Raw genomic sequence first — 15,852 nt, 5'->3', positions numbered from 1 at the left:
GCATGGCCCGGCCGACCGGCGGCCTCCGGCATTTCACCGGGGCGCGGACGGGCGAATCGACGCGGCGACACGCGGGAGAGGTCCGGGCGGCCGCCGTCAGTCGCGGACCGGAAGCTGCGCCGCCAGGTCGGCGGCCGCCCGGACCAGCGGCAGCGCCAGCAGGGCGCCCGTTCCCTCGCCGGCTGTGACGCCGTGGTCGAGCAGCGGGTTGAGCGCGATCCGGTCCAGCGCCTTGGCCTGCGCCGGTTCGCCGCTGAGCTGCCCGGCCAGCCACCAGTCCGGCGCGCGGAACGCCACCCGCTGCGCCACCAGCGCGCACGCCGCCGACACCACCCCGTCGAGGATCACCGGCGTCCGGCGCACCGCGCTCTGCAGCAGGAACCCGGTGATCGCCGCCAGATCGGCGCCCCCGGCGGTGGCCAGCAGCGCCAGCTGGTCGCCGAGGACCGGACGGGCCCGGCGCAGCGCGTCGCGGATCGCCGCGCACTTGCGCATCCACGCCAGGTCGTCGATCCCGGCACCGCCGCGGCCGGTCACCACCGACGCATCCGTCCCGCAGAGCGCGGCGATCAGCGTCGACGCCGCGGTCGTGCCGCCGACGCTCAGATCGCCCAGCACCACCAGGTCCGTCCCGGCGTCGGCCTCCTCGTCGGCGACCGCCATCCCGGCCCGGAACGCCGCCTCGGCCTCCTCGGCGCTCAGCGCGTCCTCGATGTCGATCCGCCCCGAACCGCGCCGCACCCGGTGCCGGGTGACCTCGGCGGGCAGCTCCTCGACGGCGCAGTCCACCGCCATGTCGATCACCCGCAGCCCGGCCCCGGCGCCGCGGGCCAGCACCGCCGCCGGACTGCTGCCGTCCAGCGCGGCCCGTACGAGGTCCTTCGTGCCGCCCGCCGGGCGCCCGGAGACGTTCAGCTCCGCGACCCCGTGGTCACCGGCGAAGAGCAGCACCCGGGCGCGCTCCAGCGGCCGCACCGGCACCTGCCGCTGGGTGGCGGCCAGCCACTCGCCCAGCTCGTCCAGGCGGCCCAGCGCACCGGGCGGCAGGGCGAGACGCGCCCGCCGCTCCTCGGCGTCACGGCGCGCGCCGCCGTCGGGGCGCTCGATCAGGTGGGCGAAGTCATCGAGATTCAGGGCGCTCATTCGGCGCAGATTACCGGCAACCGCGCCCCGCCGACGCGCCCGGAGCGCACCCCGTACCACCGGAGGCACACCACCCGCCACCGCACCCACCGCAGGCCGGGGGCGGTGCCGCGCCGCTCGGCCGCCCCCGGAGGCGGCACCTCCCTACCGCGCGAACCGCACCTCGCACACCATCGGCGCCCACGCACGCAGCACCGGGAACCGCTGCCCGTACCCGCCCGCCGCCCCCGGCAGCGCCAACCCTCCGACCGGCGGCGGCAGTTCCCGTACCGACGCGATGGCCGGATGCACCGCGGCGAGCGCCGCCAGCTGACCGCGCTCCAGACACCAGCGCACCGGGCCCGGCAGCGGCCCGGCGGCCGGCACCGGGAACCGGCGGGCCACCGCCGCCGCCCGCCGCGGCAGCGCGTCGAAGACCAGCGCCCCGCCGGGCAGCCGCTCCGCGCACGCCGCCAGCAGCGCCCGCACCTCCCCGGGCGGCTGCCGCATCAGCAGCCCCGGCGCCGTCACGATCACCCCGCGGGACGGCTCCCCGACCGCGTCCAGCCAGCCGGTGCCGTCCGCCGCACGCACCAGCGTGCGGCGCCGCACCCCGTCCGGCAGCAGCATCCGCCGCACCGCCGCGGTCTCCGGCGACAGCACCGACAGCCAGCGCAGCCGCCCGTTGTCCAACCGCCAGTAGCCGGTGCCCAGCCCTTCGCCGAGCGCCACCACCGTCGCCTCCGGGTGCCGCGCCACATACGCCCGCACCGCCGCGTCCACGCACCGGCCGCGCCGCCCCGCCGCCCGCACCCCGGGCGGATCGACCGCCCCGGGATCCCGCGGCGCCCGCGCCCCGGCCCCCGCGGTAGGTGCGTGGGCCCGCGGCGCGCCCCGGTGGCACGCCCCGACGGGGGCGGCGGAACCCGGCCCCGTCCGCCCGGTCGGCTCCGTCAGCTCGGAATCGGTCACCGTTCAAGAGCACCCGCCACCGGGCCGCCGGGCAAGCGGACACGTGCCCCACCGGCCCCGCGTCATCCGCGCAGCGCAAGCGGCTGCCCGGCGACGACCAGCAGCACCTGCTCGCACTCGGCGCCGAACGCCGCGTTCAGCCGCCCCAGTTCGTCCCGGAACCGCCGCCCGGCCGGGGTCGCCGGCACCACCCCGGACCCGACCTCGTTGCTCACCGCCACCACCTGCCTGCGCGTCGCCCGGACGGCCGCCACCAGCGCATCCGTCCGCTCCCGCAGCGCCCGCCGCCCCCCGGCCTCCCACGCCGCGTCGTCCCACGCCCCGACCTCGTCCATGGCGTGCGTCAGCCACAGCGCCAGACAGTCGATCAGCAGCGGCGACGCGTCGAAGACCCGGTCGGCCGCGTCGTCGCCGCCCGGCCCCGCCCGCCGCCCGGCCCCCGGCTCCGGCGCCGGACCGAGCAGCGGACCGCCCGCCGCGTCCTGCTCCTCACCCGTCAGCAGCGGCACCAGATCGCAGGTCTCGGCGGTACGCCACCCCGGGGGCCGCCGCTCGCGGTGGAGCGCCACCCGGTGCGCCCACTCCGTGTCGCCCTCCCGGGTGCCGCCGGTCGCCACGTACAGCACGTCCGGGAAGGCCGCCAGCCGCCGCTCGGCCTCCGCCGACTTGCCGCTGCGCGCACCGCCCAGCACCAGCGTCCGCCGCGGCAGCTCCGGCGGCGCCCCCACCGGGAACTCCCCGGCCACCAGCGTCGTCCCGTCCGGCACCGCCCGCGCCCCCGCCGCGGCCAGCCTGCGGTGCAGCTCAGGGCCCGGCGGCACCGTGTGGTCGAGGTGGACGGCGAGCACATCGGTCGCCGCGTCCACCGCCCCGCTCGCCCGCAGCCGCGCCAGCGCGTCCGGCCGCCCGATGACGTCCAGCAGCACCAGGTCGTACGGGCCGGTGCCGCCCATCGCCTCGTAACCGCCGGCCGCCGCGCCGTTGACCGGCCCCGCGGGCGCGGCGCCCGGCGGCAGGTACAGCAGCCGCTCACCGCCCCCGCCGCCGATCTCGTAGCCGGTACCGGGGATGTCCACCGCGATGGCCCGCACCCGGTGCCCGTCCAGCAGCGCCAGCTCCCGCCCGTCCGCGACCCGCCCCGGCTGCGGGAGCCCCGCCGGGACCTCCAGCGCCGGACCGTCGTGCGGATGCGACAGCAGCACCTGCCGCACCCCCGCCAGCGACTGGCCGGCGCGGGCGGCGGCGAACGCCGGGCCGGGGGTGAGATCGATGAGCAGCGCGCCGTCGATCAGCAGCGAGGTCGCCGCCCGCGCCTCGTCGCCGACGGCGGTGGCGCAGGCCGCACACGGGCAGCCGGGGCGCGGCAGCCCCTGGGGGGCTCCGGTGCCGAGCAGTGTCAGTTCCACGCGGCGATTTTCCCCCGGGCCCGGCCCGACAGCGCGCCGGGGACCTCTCGACACGGCCGATAGGCTCTGACCGGCACCACGTACGACCAGCAGGACAACACGCTCAGCAGCACATCACGGCACGGCGGACGGGGCCCCGGCACCTCCCGCCGCGCCCAGGCACCCAGGAGGCGGACATGGCGTGGACGTGGCGGTTCGAGACGGCGGACGGTACGGAGACGGCGCCGTCCGTGCAGCCGGAGGAATTCACGACCCAGGGCGACGCCGAATCCTGGATCGGCGAGGAGTGGCGGGCGCTGCGCGACGGCGGCGTCGACCAGGTCCGTCTCTTCGAGGACGGCACCGAGATCTACGCGGGCCCGATGAGCCTCCACGCCGCCGACGACTGAGCGCCATCCCGCACACGACGAGGCCCGCGCCCCCCTGCACCGGGGGCCGCGGGCCTCGTGACGTGCACACCGGGGGCGTCAGCCGCCCCGCACACCGCACAGATGCAGCAGCCCGGCGACCGTACGGTACGGATCGCTCCGCCCGGCCCGCTCCTCGGCACTCAGCAGCAGCTCCCGCCGCCGCGCACCGTCCGCACCGCCCTGGGCGGGCACCTGCGGCGCCGCGTCGGCCGAGGCGTCCGTGAAGACGCCGACGCCGTACCACTCCTGGAGCGGCGCACCGATCCCGGCCAACGACGCGGTCAGCGCGTCGAGCCCCGACCGCCGCTCGCCCTCGGGCGCCTCGAACGCGGCGAGGACGCCGTGCCAGTCCCCGGCGAGCCCGGGCCGCATCGCGGCGGCGCCGGTGTTGCGGACGACGAGGGAGAGCAGGCCACCGGGGGCCAGTACCCGCGCGAGGCCCGCCAGATGGGCGTCCGGGTCCCGCGCGCCGCTCAGCAGTCCGTGGCAGAGCACCACGTCGAAGGAGCCCGGCAGGAAGTGCCCGCCGGTGTCCCGGCCGTCGCCCTCGACCAGCCGCACCCGCTCCCGGATGCCGTCCGGCTCGGCCGTCAGCGCCGCCCGGACGCCCTCCAGGGCGCCCGGGTCCTGCTCCAGTGCGGTGACGTGGTGCCCGGCGCGCGCCAGCCGCAGCGCCTGCACACCGTCACCCGTCCCGGCGTCGAGCACCCGCAGCCGCTGCCCGACGGGGAACCGCCCGGCGATCTGCTCCTCGATCTGCCGCCCCAGCAGCTCCTGCCGCACCGACGGCCGCACCACGGGCGCGGCGGGCACGACGGGAGGGGCAGGGGTGACGGGCTCCGCGGGAGCGGCCGGCTGGGCGGGCACGGTCAGGGCAGCCGCCTCCGGATGGGGCACCGTGGCGGCGTCGGTCGCGGTCAGGGCCGCTCTCCGCGCTTGACCTGCGGCTTCGGCAGCCGCAGCCGGCGCATCTGGAGCGTGCGCATCACCGCGTACGCCTTGACGCCCCGGTGGCTCTCGTCCGGGAAGCGCTCCTTGAGCTGCTTGCCCATACGGAGCCAGATGCCGACGGAGTCCAGCACGATCAGCACGATGATCACGAGCCAGAGCAGCAGCGCCACGTTCTGGATCTGCGGCACCCGGATCATGGTGAGCACCAGGATGATCACTGCCATCGGCAGGAAGAACTCGGCGACACACCAGCGCGAGTCGACGTAGTCACGGGCGAAACGCCGCACCGGACCTTTGTCACGCACGGGCAGATAACGCTCATCGCCGTTGGCCATGGCCTCGCGCTGCTTGGCCATGTCGGCGCGGCGCGCCTCACGCTGCGCCTTCGCCGCATCCTTGCGGTTGGCCGGCGTGTGCGCACGGGTACGGCGGTTGGCCTGCGCATCGCTGCGCTTCGGCGTCGGGCGGCCCTTGGGGGCCTGCGGGTCGCGGGGCTGCTGGGGCTGGTCCGCGGTCACCTTGGCGGTCGCGGCCTGCTCATCCTTCGAACGGCTTCGGAACACAACACCCAAGGGTACGGGGTCGGCGAAGAGGAGCGGCGGTCCGAGGGGGCACGATCCGGCAACGGTACGGACCGGCCGTACCCGCTGTAACGGGACCAAACGGGCACGGTGACGGCGCCCGGTGACGCCGTCTCCACCCTGTGCGGGAGAAATCCTCGTCCTGGAGGAGGAGCACATCCGGCCCCGAACAGTGCGGTAATGGAACCAGGGCCCGTACTGTGGGGTCTGTAGGTGTGCTGGAGTCCAACGCCCGAGGTAATTCGGTCAGAAGGGGGCGCGCGAGGCCCATGAGCGGTGTCATGAAGCGGATGGGGATGATCTTCCGCGCGAAGGCCAACAAGGCCCTGGACCGGGCCGAGGACCCGCGCGAGACCCTCGACTACTCGTACCAGAAGCAGCTGGAGCTGCTCCAGAAGGTGCGCCGCGGCGTCGCCGACGTGGCGACCTCCCGCAAGCGCCTGGAGCTGCAGCTCAACCAGCTCCAGGGGCAGTCCGCCAAGCTGGAGGACCAGGGCCGCAAGGCGCTCGCGCTCGGCCGCGAGGACCTGGCCCGTGAGGCGCTCTCGCGTCGCAGCGCGGTGCAGCAGCAGGTCACCGACCTGCAGACGCAGCACCAGAACCTCCAGGGCGAGGAGGAGAAGCTGACGCTGGCCGCCCAGCGGCTGCAGGCCAAGGTCGACGCCTTCCGCACCAAGAAGGAGACGATCAAGGCGACGTACACCGCCGCCCAGGCGCAGACCCAGATCGGGGAGGCGTTCTCCGGCATCTCCGAGGAGATGGGCGACGTCGGCCTCGCCATCGAGCGTGCCGAGGACAAGACCGCGCAGATGCAGGCGCGCGCCGGTGCCATCGACGAGCTGCTCGCCTCCGGCGCACTCGACGACCCGACCGGTATGGCCAAGGACGACATCACGGCCGAGCTGGACCGCCTCTCCGGCGGCAGCGACGTCGAGCTGGAGCTGCAGCGGATGAAGGCCGAGCTGGCCGGTGGCTCCTCCGCCGGACAGCAGGCCATCGAAGGTGGTCAGGGCGGTCAGGCACAGCCCTCGGCCCCCCAGGACCAGCCGCGTTTCGACAAGCAGTGACCGTCATCGGCGGATAGCCTCACAGGGATCGCCGGACCGCACACGAGGGAGACCGTCGTGATCGTACGGATCATGGGGGAGGGCCAGGTGAAGCTGGACGACGTCCACTTCACCGAGCTCAACGCGTTGGACGACGAACTGCTCGCCGAGATGGAGAGCGGTGACGAGGAGGGCTTCCGCCGAACGCTGGGCGCCCTGCTCGACGCGGTGCGCCGGCTGGGCAAGCCGCTACCCGACGACGCCCTCGAACCGTCCGAGCTGATCCTGCCCGGGCAGGACGCCACGCTCGACGAGGTCCGCGAGATGCTCAGCGACGACGGGCTCATCCCCGGCTGACACCGGTCGGCGCCCCTGCCCCGGGCGCCCACTCCAGCGCAGACGGACAGCGCCCCGGCCCCTCGGTGGGCCGGGGCGCTACCGTGTGCTCTCGTGACTCCTCCCGACACCGGCCGGGAAGCCCCGCGTCCCGGCCGCTTCCAGTGGCACCGGACGCACCCCCTGGCGTTCGACGCCGCCGTCGCGGTCTGCGCCCTCGCCGCGATCCTTTTCGGCGCGGTCGCCCACCGGCACGGTCCGCCGGGCCCGCGCCTCGTCGGCCACCCGCCGGCCCTCGCCACCGCCGTCCTCGCCGTCCTGGCCTGCACCGCACTGGTGGCACGCCGTCGCGCCCCGCGCACCGTCCTCGCCGTCACCAGCGTGCTCACCCTCGTCGAGCTGGTCACCGAGACGGGGGACTCCCGCGCCCCGGTCGCCGGGGCGGCGATCCTCGCGCTCTTCACCCTCGCCGCCAGCACCGACCGCCCCACCACCTGGCGGGTCGGCGTGCTGACCGGCGCCGCGCTGACCGCCGCCGCGATGCTCTTCGGGCCCGGCCCCTGGTACTCCCAGGAGAACCTCGCGATCATCGCCTGGACGGGGATGGCCGCCGCGACCGGCGACGCGGTCCGCAGCCGCCGCGCCTACATCGACGCCATCCACGAACGCGCCGAACGCGCCGAACGCACCCGCGAGGAGGAGGCCCGCCGCCGCGTCGCCGAGGAGCGGATGCGCATCGCCCGGGAGCTGCACGACGTCGTCGCCCACCACATCGCGCTCGTCAACGTCCAGGCAGGCGTCGCCTCACACGTCATGGACACCCGGCCCGACCAGGCGAAACAGGCCCTGGCGCACGTCCGGGAGGCGTCCCGCTCGGCCCTCGGCGAGCTGCGTGCCACCGTCGGGCTGCTGCGCCAGTCCGACGACCCGACCGCGCCCACCGAGCCCGCGCCCGGCCTCGGCGTCCTCGACCAGCTCATCGACGGCTTCGTCCGCGCCGGGCTCCCCGTCGACCTCCAGGCACCGGCCTCCGCCCAGGGGCTGCCCGCCTCCGCCGACCTCACCGTCTACCGCGTCGTCCAGGAGGCGCTGACCAACGTCCGCAAGCACGCGGGCGACGGCGCCCGGGCGGCGGTCCGCATCGTCCGCACCGAGGCCGCGCTCACCGTCACGGTGCTGGACGACGGCGCCGGACGGCCCCCGGTGCCGCGCGCCCGGACCGGTTCCGACGGCGGGGGGCCCGGCGGCGGCCACGGGCTGATCGGGATGCGCGAGCGGGTCCAGGCGCTGGGCGGCACCGTCGCCACCGGGACCCGGCCGGCGGGCGGCTTCCAGGTGCGTGCCACCCTTCCTCTGCACCCCGCCGGTTCGGAAGGGACCCCGCTGTGACGATCAAGGTGTTGCTCGCCGACGACCAGGCGCTGCTGCGCAGCGCGTTCCGGGTGCTGGTCGACTCGGAGCCGGACATGGAGGTCGTCGGCGAGGCGTCCGACGGCGCCCAGGCGTACGAGCTGGCCCGCACCACCGTGCCCGACGTGGTCCTGATGGACATCCGGATGCCCGGCACCGACGGCCTCGCCGCGACCCGGCTGATCAGCGAGGACCCGCAGCTGTCCGGCGTCCGCGTGGTGATCCTGACGACCTTCGAGGTCGACGACTACGTGGTCCGGGCGCTGCGCGCGGGGGCCGGCGGCTTCCTCGGCAAGGGCGCCGAGCCGGACGAGCTGATCGCCGCGATCCGTATCGCCGCCGCCGGCGAGGCGCTGCTCTCCCCGGCCGCGACCAAGGGCCTGATCGCGAAGTTCCTCGCCCAGGGGGAGGACACGCCCGCCCTCGGCGACCGCTCCGACGACGCCCGGCGGCTGGCCACCCTCACCGGCCGCGAACGGGAGGTCCTGGTGCATGTCGCCGGGGGCCTGTCCAACGACGAGATCGGCACCCGGCTCCAGGTCAGCCCGTTGACGGTGAAGACACACGTGAACCGCGCGATGGCCAAGCTCGGCGCCCGCGACCGGGCCCAGTTGGTGGTCACCGCGTACGAGACCGGGCTCGTACGCCCACGGGTGCAGTGAGCGCGCAAGGGGCGTACTCCGATCGCGGTACGCCCCGTCTGCGGAAACCGACCTGGGAGCGAGGAAAATCGGCCGTTGCATGGCCGAAGGTGTATTCGGGCCACTCCGTGTGTGCCCGCCGACGCCCGAACGGCCGGGAGCCGCAGGTCCGCTGAGCGCGGCTGCCGCCCGGCCGTCACCCGATCCGTTCACCGCCGCCCCCTCCAGAACAGAAGAAGGACCCTCACCCATGTCCTGGCTGTCCCGCATCAGCCTCGTGCAACGCGGCCTGATAGCGCTGATATCCATCGTCGCGATCGCCTTCGGCGCCCTCGCGATCCCGCAGCTCAAGCAGCAGCTTCTGCCCTCCATCGACCTGCCGATGGTCTCCGTGGTCGCGCCGTACCAGGGCGCCTCGCCCGATGTCGTCGAGAAGCAGGTCGTCGAGCCGCTGGAGAACGGCATCCAGGCGGTCAACGGCATCAAGAGCGTCACCTCCACGTCGAGCGAGGGCGCCGGTGTGATCATGGCGTCGTTCGACTACGGCAACGAATCCAAGACCCTCGTCGCCGACGTCCAGCAGGCCGTCAACCGGGCCCGGGCGAAGCTGCCGAAGGACGTGGACCCGCAGGTGGTCTCCGGCGGCACCGACGACCTGCCCACGGTCGTCCTCGCCGTCTCCTCCACCGAGCGGGACCAGCAGAGCCTCGCCGACCAGCTCGACCGTACGGTCGTCCCGGACCTGAAGAACATCGACGGCGTCGGCCAGGTCAACGTCGGCGGCGTCCAGGACCGGATCGTGGCGGTCACCCCGGACGAGAAGAAGATGGCCGCCGCGGGCCTCAACGGCGCGGCGCTCGGTCAGGCGCTCCAGGCGGGCGGCGCCTCGGTGCCCGCCGGTGCCTTCGCCGAGGACGGCCGCAGCAAGACCGTGCAGGTCGGCACCGGCTTCACCTCCGTGCAGCAGATCAAGGACCTGATGGTGGCCCCGGCGGCCGGTGCGGCCGGCAGCCAGGGCGGCAAGCCGGCCCGCCTCGGCGACCTCGCCACCGTCGCGGAGACCTCGGCCACCCCGACGTCGATCACCCGCACCGACGGGAAGCCCAGCCTCTCCGTCACCGTGACGATGAGCCAGGACGGCAGCGCCGTCGCCATCTCCGACGCGGTCAAGGACAAGCTCGACACCATCCGCAAGGACCTGGGTGCCGGCGCCAGCGTCACCATCGCCTCGGACCAGGGCCCGCAGGTCTCCAAGTCCATCGAGTCGCTGACCACCGAGGGGCTGCTCGGCCTGGTCATGGCCGTGATCGTGATCCTGGTCTTCCTGCTGAGCCTGCGCTCGACGCTGGTCACCGCGGTCTCCATCCCGCTCTCCGTGGTCCTCACCCTGATCGTGCTGTGGGTCGGCGACCTCTCCTTGAACATGCTGACCCTGGGTGGTCTGACCATCGCCATCGGCCGGGTCGTCGACGACTCGATCGTCGTCCTGGAGAACATCAAGCGGCACCTCGGCTACGGCGAGGAGCGCCGCGACGCGATCATCAACGCGGTCAAGGAGGTCTCCGGCGCGATCACCTCCTCCACCCTCACCACCGTCGCGGTCTTCCTCCCGATCGGCGTGGTCGGTGGCATGGTCGGCGCCCTCTTCGGCTCCTTCTCGCTCACCGTCACCGTCGCGCTGCTCGCCTCGCTGCTGGTCTCGCTGACCGTGGTGCCGGTCCTGTCGTACTGGTTCCTGCGCGCCCCCGAACTCCCCGAGGGCACCGACGTCGAGCAGCTGCGCCGCGAGGCCGAGGAGAAGGAGGCGAAGAGCGCACTGCAGCGGATGTACGTACCGGTGCTGCGGTTCGCCACCCGCCGCCGCGCGGTCAGCCTGCTCATCGCCGTGGCGGTCCTGATCGCCACCTTCGGCATGGCCCCGCTGCTCAAGACCACCTTCTTCGACCAGGGCCAGCAGGACACCCTGAGCATCAAGCAGGAGCTGAAGCCGGGCACCAGCCTCGGCGCGACCGACGCCCAGGCCAAGCGGATCGAGAAGATCCTCGCCGCCGACAAGCGGGTGGCGGACTACCAGGTCACCGTCGGCTCCTCCGGGATGATGGCGGCCTTCGGCGGCGGCTCCGCCGCCAACCAGGCCACCTACCAGGTCAAGCTGAAGGACGCGGCCGACTCCGACCAGGTCACCGAGGACCTCCGCGCCGATCTGGCGAAGCTCGGCCGGTCCGCCGGCACCACCTCGGTCAGCGCGGGCGGCGGCGGCTTCGGCAACCAGGACCTCAGCGTGGTCGTCAAGGCCGGTGACGCCGGTGTCCTGGCCAAGGCGAGCGAGCAGGTCCGCAAGGCGGTCGCGGGTCTCGACGACGTCACCGACGTCCGCAGCGACCTCTCGCAGTCGGTGCCGCGGATCTCCGTGACGCCCAACGACAAGGCCGCCGCGGCCGGTTACACCCAGGCCACCCTCGGCCAGGCCGTCGCCCAGGCCGTGAGCGGCACCCCCAGCGGCAAGGCGGTCCTCGACGACACCGAGCGCGACGTGGTCATCAAGTCGGCCCACCCGGCGACCACCGAGGCCGAGCTGAAGGGCCTGCCGCTGCCGACCCCGTCCGGGATGGCCCGCCTCGGCGACCTCGCCACCGTCAAGACCGTGGCCGGCCCGGTGCAGATGACCCGGATCGACGGCGCCCGCTCGGCGACCGTCACCGCCAAGCCCACCGGCGACAACACCGGCGCGGTCTCCGCCAAGCTGCAGAGCGAGATCAACGGGCTGAAGCTGCCGTCCGGCGCCACCGCGACCGTCGGCGGCGTCTCCCAGGACCAGTCCGACGCGTTCGGCAAGCTGGGCCTGGCCATGCTGGCGGCCATCGCGATCGTCTTCCTGCTGCTGGTGGGGACGTTCCGCTCGATCGTCCAGCCGCTGATCCTGCTGATCTCGATCCCGTTCGCCGCCACCGGCGCACTCGGTCTGCTGGTGGTCACCGGCACCCCGATGGGCGTCCCGGCGATGATCGGCATGCTGATGCTCATCGGCATCGTCGTCACCAACGCGATCGTGCTGATCGACCTGATCAACCAGTACCGGGCCCAGGGCCACGGCGTCGTCGAGGCGGTCATCGAGGGCGGCCGCCACCGGCTCCGCCCGATCCTGATGACCGCACTCGCCACGATCATGGCGCTGCTGCCGATGGCGCTCTCGCTCACCGGCGACGGCGGCTTCATCTCCCAGCCGCTCGCGGTGGTCGTGATCGGCGGTCTGATCACCTCCACCCTGCTCACCCTCCTCCTCGTCCCGACGCTCTACGCGATCATCGAACTCCGCAAGGAGCGCCGGGCGCGGAAGAAGGCGGACAAGCGGGCCCGCAAGGACGGCGGCCCGGCCGCGACCCCGGAAGCGGAGGACGACCGGGCACCGGAGCCCGCGGGGGTCTGACGGCCTTCCGCACGGCGTGACATGACGGCGTGACATGACGTCAGCGCGCAGCCCCCGCGACCGCATCCGGCGGTCGCGGGGGCTGCGGCGTTCCTGCGGCGTTCAGCGGGCGTCCCGCCTGAGCACCGGGCGCGCCCCGGCCCGCCCCGCGCTCACCACCGCAGCGCCGTGAAGTCCACCGGCCGCGGCCGCATCCGCTGCGCCCGGTCGGTCAGCTCCCGCAGCCGCCGGGCCATCTCCGCCTCCGGCAGCTGCCTGCGGTCGCCGTGCCCGGGGAGCAGCCAGGAGAAGCGCAGCCGCTCGGCGGTCCGGGCCAGCGAGGCGGCCAGCTCCGTGACGGAGTACCAGGTGACGCTCTCCGCGATTTCGAGGTCGCCGGTGGTCCGGGACCAGAAGAAGCTGTCGCCGCTGAAGCAGTACCGCTCGTCCGCGACGTAGAGGACGCTGCCCCGGGTGTGGCCGGGCAGCGGATGGGCGACCACCCCGTCGGCGACGGTCACCGGGTCGGTGCCGCGCAGCACCTGGTCCGCGTCGGGCGAGGCGTCCAGATCGCCCTCGTGGATCCAGAGCCGGGCCCCGAACCGGTCGGCGTAGCGGCGGCCGTGCGCCGCGTGGTCCCGATGGGTGAGCAGGACATCGGTCACCGGCCCGTCCGTCTCGAACCGGGCGGCCAGCGTCTCGGCGAACCGCGGGGTGTCGATCATCAGCTGCGTCCCGCCGGGCCGCCGCAGCAGATAGGCGTTGGCGCCCGCGGTGTGCGGCGAGTTGTGCCCGCACAGGCGCACCGCGTCGTCCAGCCGCAGCGGGAACGGGTCCCGCTCCGCCGCCACCCGCCCGCCGCGCCGCCGCACCGACCGCGTCGGACAGGCGAACGCCACCGCGTGCAGCTGCCGTTCCTCCGCCGCGTCGCGCGGCTGCCGCACCACCTCCGACCGGCGGCCGATCTCCTCGATCAGCTCCGGCGCGAGCTGCCGCGCCACATCGCAGTTGGTGCACCGGCCGTCCACATACCAGTCCCCGCCGTCCGCCGTACCGTCCACGTCCGCCTCCTCGCCCCCGCTGCCCGCCGGCCCCTGACCTACCCGGGCCACGAGCCTCCCGCACCACGCCGGGAAAGAGGAAGGGGGACAGGCCCTTGCCCCGGCCGGCCACGGGGGCTCTCATCCGGGCCCTCGGGTCAGCTGCCGGGACCCGCCTCGTACGGACGGCCACCGCCGGGCCGTGGCTACGATGGCGCGATGAGCGACGACACCCACGACGACACCTCCGAGGCGAGTTCCGGCGCGTCGCGCGGCTCCGGCGGGAGCCTGCCGGGCCTCGACACGCTGCGCCTTCTCGCCCGCTGGGAGCCCTGGGCACTGCTGCTCGTCCTGGCCGTGCTGGCCTTCGTCTTCTCCTGACCCGAGCGCCCGGGTCCCGACGCCGGACGGGGCCGCGCCCACCCGGATCTCCGGGCGGACGCGGCCCCGTCGGGCACGCGGCGGCTACGGCAGCGCCAGCATCCGCTCCAGCGCCAGCTTGGCGAAGTGCTCGGTCTCCTTGTCGACCTGGATGCGGTTGACGGTTTTCCCGGCGACCAGCGACTCCAGCGCCCAGACGAGGTGCGGCAGGTCGATGCGGTTCATCGTCGAGCAGAAGCACACCGTCCGGTCGAGGAAGACGATCTCCTTGCCCTCGGGGGCGAAGCGGTTCGCCAGCCGGCGGACGAGGTTCAGCTCGGTGCCGATCGCCCACTTCGAACCGGCCGGCGCCGCCTCCAGCGCCTTGATGATGTACTCCGTCGAACCCACCTGGTCCGCGGCGGCCACCACCTCGTGCTTGCACTCGGGGTGGACCAGCACGTTCACGCCCGGTATGCGCGCGCGGACGTCGTTCACCGACTCCAGCGAGAACCGCCCGTGCACCGAGCAGTGGCCGCGCCACAGGATCATCTTCGCGGCCCGCAGCTCCTCGGCGGTCAGCCCGCCGTTCGGCTTGTGCGGGTTGTAGACCACGCAGTCCTCCAGGGACATCCCCAGATCACGGACGGCGGTGTTACGGCCCAGATGCTGGTCGGGCAGGAAGAGCACCTTGGTGGACGAGGGGTCCCCCTGCGCGAACGCCCACTCCAGCGCCCGCTTCGCGTTGGACGAGGTGCAGATCGTCCCGCCGTGCCGCCCGGTGAACGCCTTGATGTCGGCGGAGGAGTTCATGTACGACACGGGCACGGTCCGGTCGGCCACGCCCGCCTCGGTCAGCACGTCCCAGCACTCCGCGACCTGCTCGGCGGTGGCCATGTCGGCCATCGAGCAGCCGGCCGCCAGGTCCGGCAGGATCACCTGCTGGTCGTCGCCGGTGAGGATGTCGGCGGACTCCGCCATGAAGTGCACACCGCAGAAGACGATGTACTCGGCGTCCGGGCGGGCGGCGGCGTCCCGCGCGAGCTTGAAGGAGTCGCCGGTGACATCGGCGAACTCGATCACCTCGTCGCGCTGGTAGTGGTGACCCAGCACGAACACCTTGTCCCCGAGCGCCGCCTTGGCCGCGCGGGCGCGGGCGACCAGATCCGGATCGGACGGGGCCGGCAGATCGCCGGGACACTCCACGCCGCGCTCGCTCTTCGGATCGGCCTCGCGGCCGAGCAGCAGCAGCGCCAGCGGGGTCGGCGTTACATCCAGGGGCTGGGCGGTGGTCACGACACGCACCCTCTCTTCTCCTCGGCGGGCGCGGCGGGGCCGCACCGGGGGCCTCGGCGGAGTACCACCGAGACCCTTTTCGTCTATTTGACGTTATCTATCATATCCGCTTCACGTCACTTTGACGATGGCCATAGTGTCGATGTGACGCATCCGTACCCGCCGATCCCCGGGCGTCACGGCGACCTCGCGCGCGGGTGTGCGAGCATGAGGAGAGGAAGGTCAGCGGAGCCCGGCCGGGACGACCCGGAAGGGCCCGACCCACCACGCGTGCAGCCGGAATTAATCCGGGACGACGCCGGTTGCAGTTGGTTGCATCCGTTGACAAGCGGTCCGTACAACCCGGGAGAGATGTAGATGAGCGTTCAGGACGAGAAGGCCGCCGTCAGTGACGGCATCATCCTGTCCGACGCGGCCGCGTCGAAGGTGAAGGCCCTGCTGGAGCAGGAGGGCCGCGACGACCTCGCACTGCGGGTCGCCGTGCAGCCCGGCGGCTGCTCCGGTCTGCGCTACCAGCTCTTCTTCGACGAGCGCTCGCTCGACGGCGACGTGGTCAAGGACTTCGACGGCGTCAAGGTCGTCACCGACCGGATGAGCGCCCCGTACCTGGGCGGCGCCTCGATCGACTTCGTCGACACCATCGAGAAGCAGGGCTTCACGATCGACAACCCCAACGCCACCGGCTCCTGCGCCTGCGGCGACTCCTTCAGCTGACCGGCTGCGGGACGACAGACGCCGGAAGGCGGCACCCCACGCGGGTGCCGCCTTCCGGAGTCTTGGGGCCCCGGCCCGCCCGGCCCCGCCGCGCGGACCGGCCGGACGGGGAGATCCGGCCGGCCCGCACGGCCGGGGCCCGGGCGGACCGGACCCCGCGC

At 74.0% G+C, this 15,852-nt stretch carries 15 protein-coding genes; 8 read left to right on the top strand and 7 right to left on the bottom strand.

Translation table 11 applies throughout. The features are described from left to right. Nucleotides 1-96 precede the first annotated feature (96 nt). The 3 genes from cobT to ACZ4U4_RS18955 all read right to left on the bottom strand — a co-directional run bounded on the left by cobT (nt 97) and on the right by ACZ4U4_RS18955 (nt 3,500). Nucleotides 97-1,143 (bottom strand): nicotinate-nucleotide--dimethylbenzimidazole phosphoribosyltransferase, encoded by a 1,047-nt coding sequence (gene cobT, locus ACZ4U4_RS18965; RefSeq protein ID WP_467875391.1) that lies wholly within the window; start codon nt 1,141-1,143, stop codon nt 97-99. Between the two features lie 144 nt (nt 1,144-1,287). Beyond that, the gene (locus ACZ4U4_RS18960) at nt 1,288-2,094 is read right to left on the bottom strand and encodes a class I SAM-dependent methyltransferase (RefSeq protein WP_467875389.1); all 807 of its coding nucleotides are present in this window, start codon (nt 2,092-2,094) and stop codon (nt 1,288-1,290) included. A 62-nt stretch (nt 2,095-2,156) separates the two neighbouring features. Next, nucleotides 2,157-3,500 carry a bifunctional adenosylcobinamide kinase/adenosylcobinamide-phosphate guanylyltransferase gene (locus tag ACZ4U4_RS18955; protein ID WP_467875387.1) on the bottom strand — a complete coding sequence of 448 codons (1,344 nt, stop codon included), beginning with the start codon at nt 3,498-3,500 and terminating at the stop codon, nt 2,157-2,159. Nucleotides 3,501-3,676: 176 nt separating this feature from the next. Between ACZ4U4_RS18955 and ACZ4U4_RS18950 the strand changes: the two genes are divergently transcribed. Then, nucleotides 3,677-3,889: a hypothetical protein gene (locus ACZ4U4_RS18950; protein WP_467875385.1), complete on the top strand. Its 213-nt coding sequence runs from the start codon at nt 3,677-3,679 to the stop codon at nt 3,887-3,889. A gap of 78 nt (nt 3,890-3,967) precedes the next feature. Here the strand turns inward: ACZ4U4_RS18950 and ACZ4U4_RS18945 are convergent, their stop codons facing one another. Next, on the bottom strand, nt 3,968-4,723 hold the full coding sequence (locus tag ACZ4U4_RS18945) for a class I SAM-dependent methyltransferase (RefSeq protein ID WP_467875383.1): 756 nt from the start codon (nt 4,721-4,723) through the stop codon (nt 3,968-3,970). A 104-nt stretch (nt 4,724-4,827) separates the two neighbouring features. Further along, a complete protein-coding gene (locus ACZ4U4_RS18940) occupies nt 4,828-5,424 on the bottom strand; it encodes a DUF3043 domain-containing protein (protein WP_467875380.1) in 597 nt (198 codons plus the stop codon). Between the two features lie 287 nt (nt 5,425-5,711). Between ACZ4U4_RS18940 and ACZ4U4_RS18935 the strand changes: the two genes are divergently transcribed. The 5 genes from ACZ4U4_RS18935 (at nt 5,712) to ACZ4U4_RS18915 (ending at nt 12,302) form a co-directional block, all read left to right on the top strand. Next, nucleotides 5,712-6,509: a PspA/IM30 family protein gene (locus ACZ4U4_RS18935; protein ID WP_467875379.1), complete on the top strand. Its 798-nt coding sequence runs from the start codon at nt 5,712-5,714 to the stop codon at nt 6,507-6,509. A gap of 57 nt (nt 6,510-6,566) precedes the next feature. Further along, the gene (gene pspAA / locus ACZ4U4_RS18930) at nt 6,567-6,845 is read left to right on the top strand and encodes a PspA-associated protein PspAA (protein WP_467875377.1); all 279 of its coding nucleotides are present in this window, start codon (nt 6,567-6,569) and stop codon (nt 6,843-6,845) included. 93 nt (nt 6,846-6,938) lie between these two features. Beyond that, entirely contained in the window at nt 6,939-8,213 is a 1,275-nt protein-coding gene (locus ACZ4U4_RS18925) for a sensor histidine kinase (RefSeq protein ID WP_467875375.1), read from the top strand. Next, the gene (locus ACZ4U4_RS18920) at nt 8,210-8,896 is read left to right on the top strand and encodes a response regulator (protein ID WP_467875373.1); all 687 of its coding nucleotides are present in this window, start codon (nt 8,210-8,212) and stop codon (nt 8,894-8,896) included. The genes ACZ4U4_RS18925 and ACZ4U4_RS18920 overlap by 4 nt, the downstream gene beginning before the upstream one ends. Before the next feature lie 229 nt (nt 8,897-9,125). Beyond that, nucleotides 9,126-12,302, top strand: coding sequence for an efflux RND transporter permease subunit (locus ACZ4U4_RS18915; protein WP_467875371.1), 3,177 nt, complete (start codon nt 9,126-9,128; stop codon nt 12,300-12,302). A 152-nt stretch (nt 12,303-12,454) separates the two neighbouring features. Here ACZ4U4_RS18915 and ACZ4U4_RS18910 read toward each other — a convergent pair whose 3' ends face one another. Further along, the gene (locus ACZ4U4_RS18910) at nt 12,455-13,342 is read right to left on the bottom strand and encodes an MBL fold metallo-hydrolase (protein WP_467875369.1); all 888 of its coding nucleotides are present in this window, start codon (nt 13,340-13,342) and stop codon (nt 12,455-12,457) included. A 198-nt stretch (nt 13,343-13,540) separates the two neighbouring features. Between ACZ4U4_RS18910 and ACZ4U4_RS18905 the strand changes: the two genes are divergently transcribed. Further along, nucleotides 13,541-13,702 (top strand): hypothetical protein, encoded by a 162-nt coding sequence (locus tag ACZ4U4_RS18905; RefSeq protein ID WP_467875366.1) that lies wholly within the window; start codon nt 13,541-13,543, stop codon nt 13,700-13,702. A gap of 84 nt (nt 13,703-13,786) precedes the next feature. On the opposite strand, the gene nadA is transcribed toward ACZ4U4_RS18905, so the two are convergent. After that, nucleotides 13,787-14,977, bottom strand: coding sequence for a quinolinate synthase NadA (gene nadA, locus ACZ4U4_RS18900; protein ID WP_467875363.1), 1,191 nt, complete (start codon nt 14,975-14,977; stop codon nt 13,787-13,789). Nucleotides 14,978-15,334: 357 nt separating this feature from the next. Between nadA and ACZ4U4_RS18895 the strand changes: the two genes are divergently transcribed. Beyond that, nucleotides 15,335-15,691: a HesB/IscA family protein gene (locus tag ACZ4U4_RS18895; RefSeq protein WP_345083378.1), complete on the top strand. Its 357-nt coding sequence runs from the start codon at nt 15,335-15,337 to the stop codon at nt 15,689-15,691. The last annotated feature ends 161 nt before the right edge of the window (nt 15,692-15,852 follow it).

Source organism: Streptomyces sp. NPDC029159 (assembly GCF_055564055.1).
The sequence above is the reverse complement of the archived record's forward strand: the minus strand, read 5'-3'. Positions and strand labels throughout refer to the sequence as shown.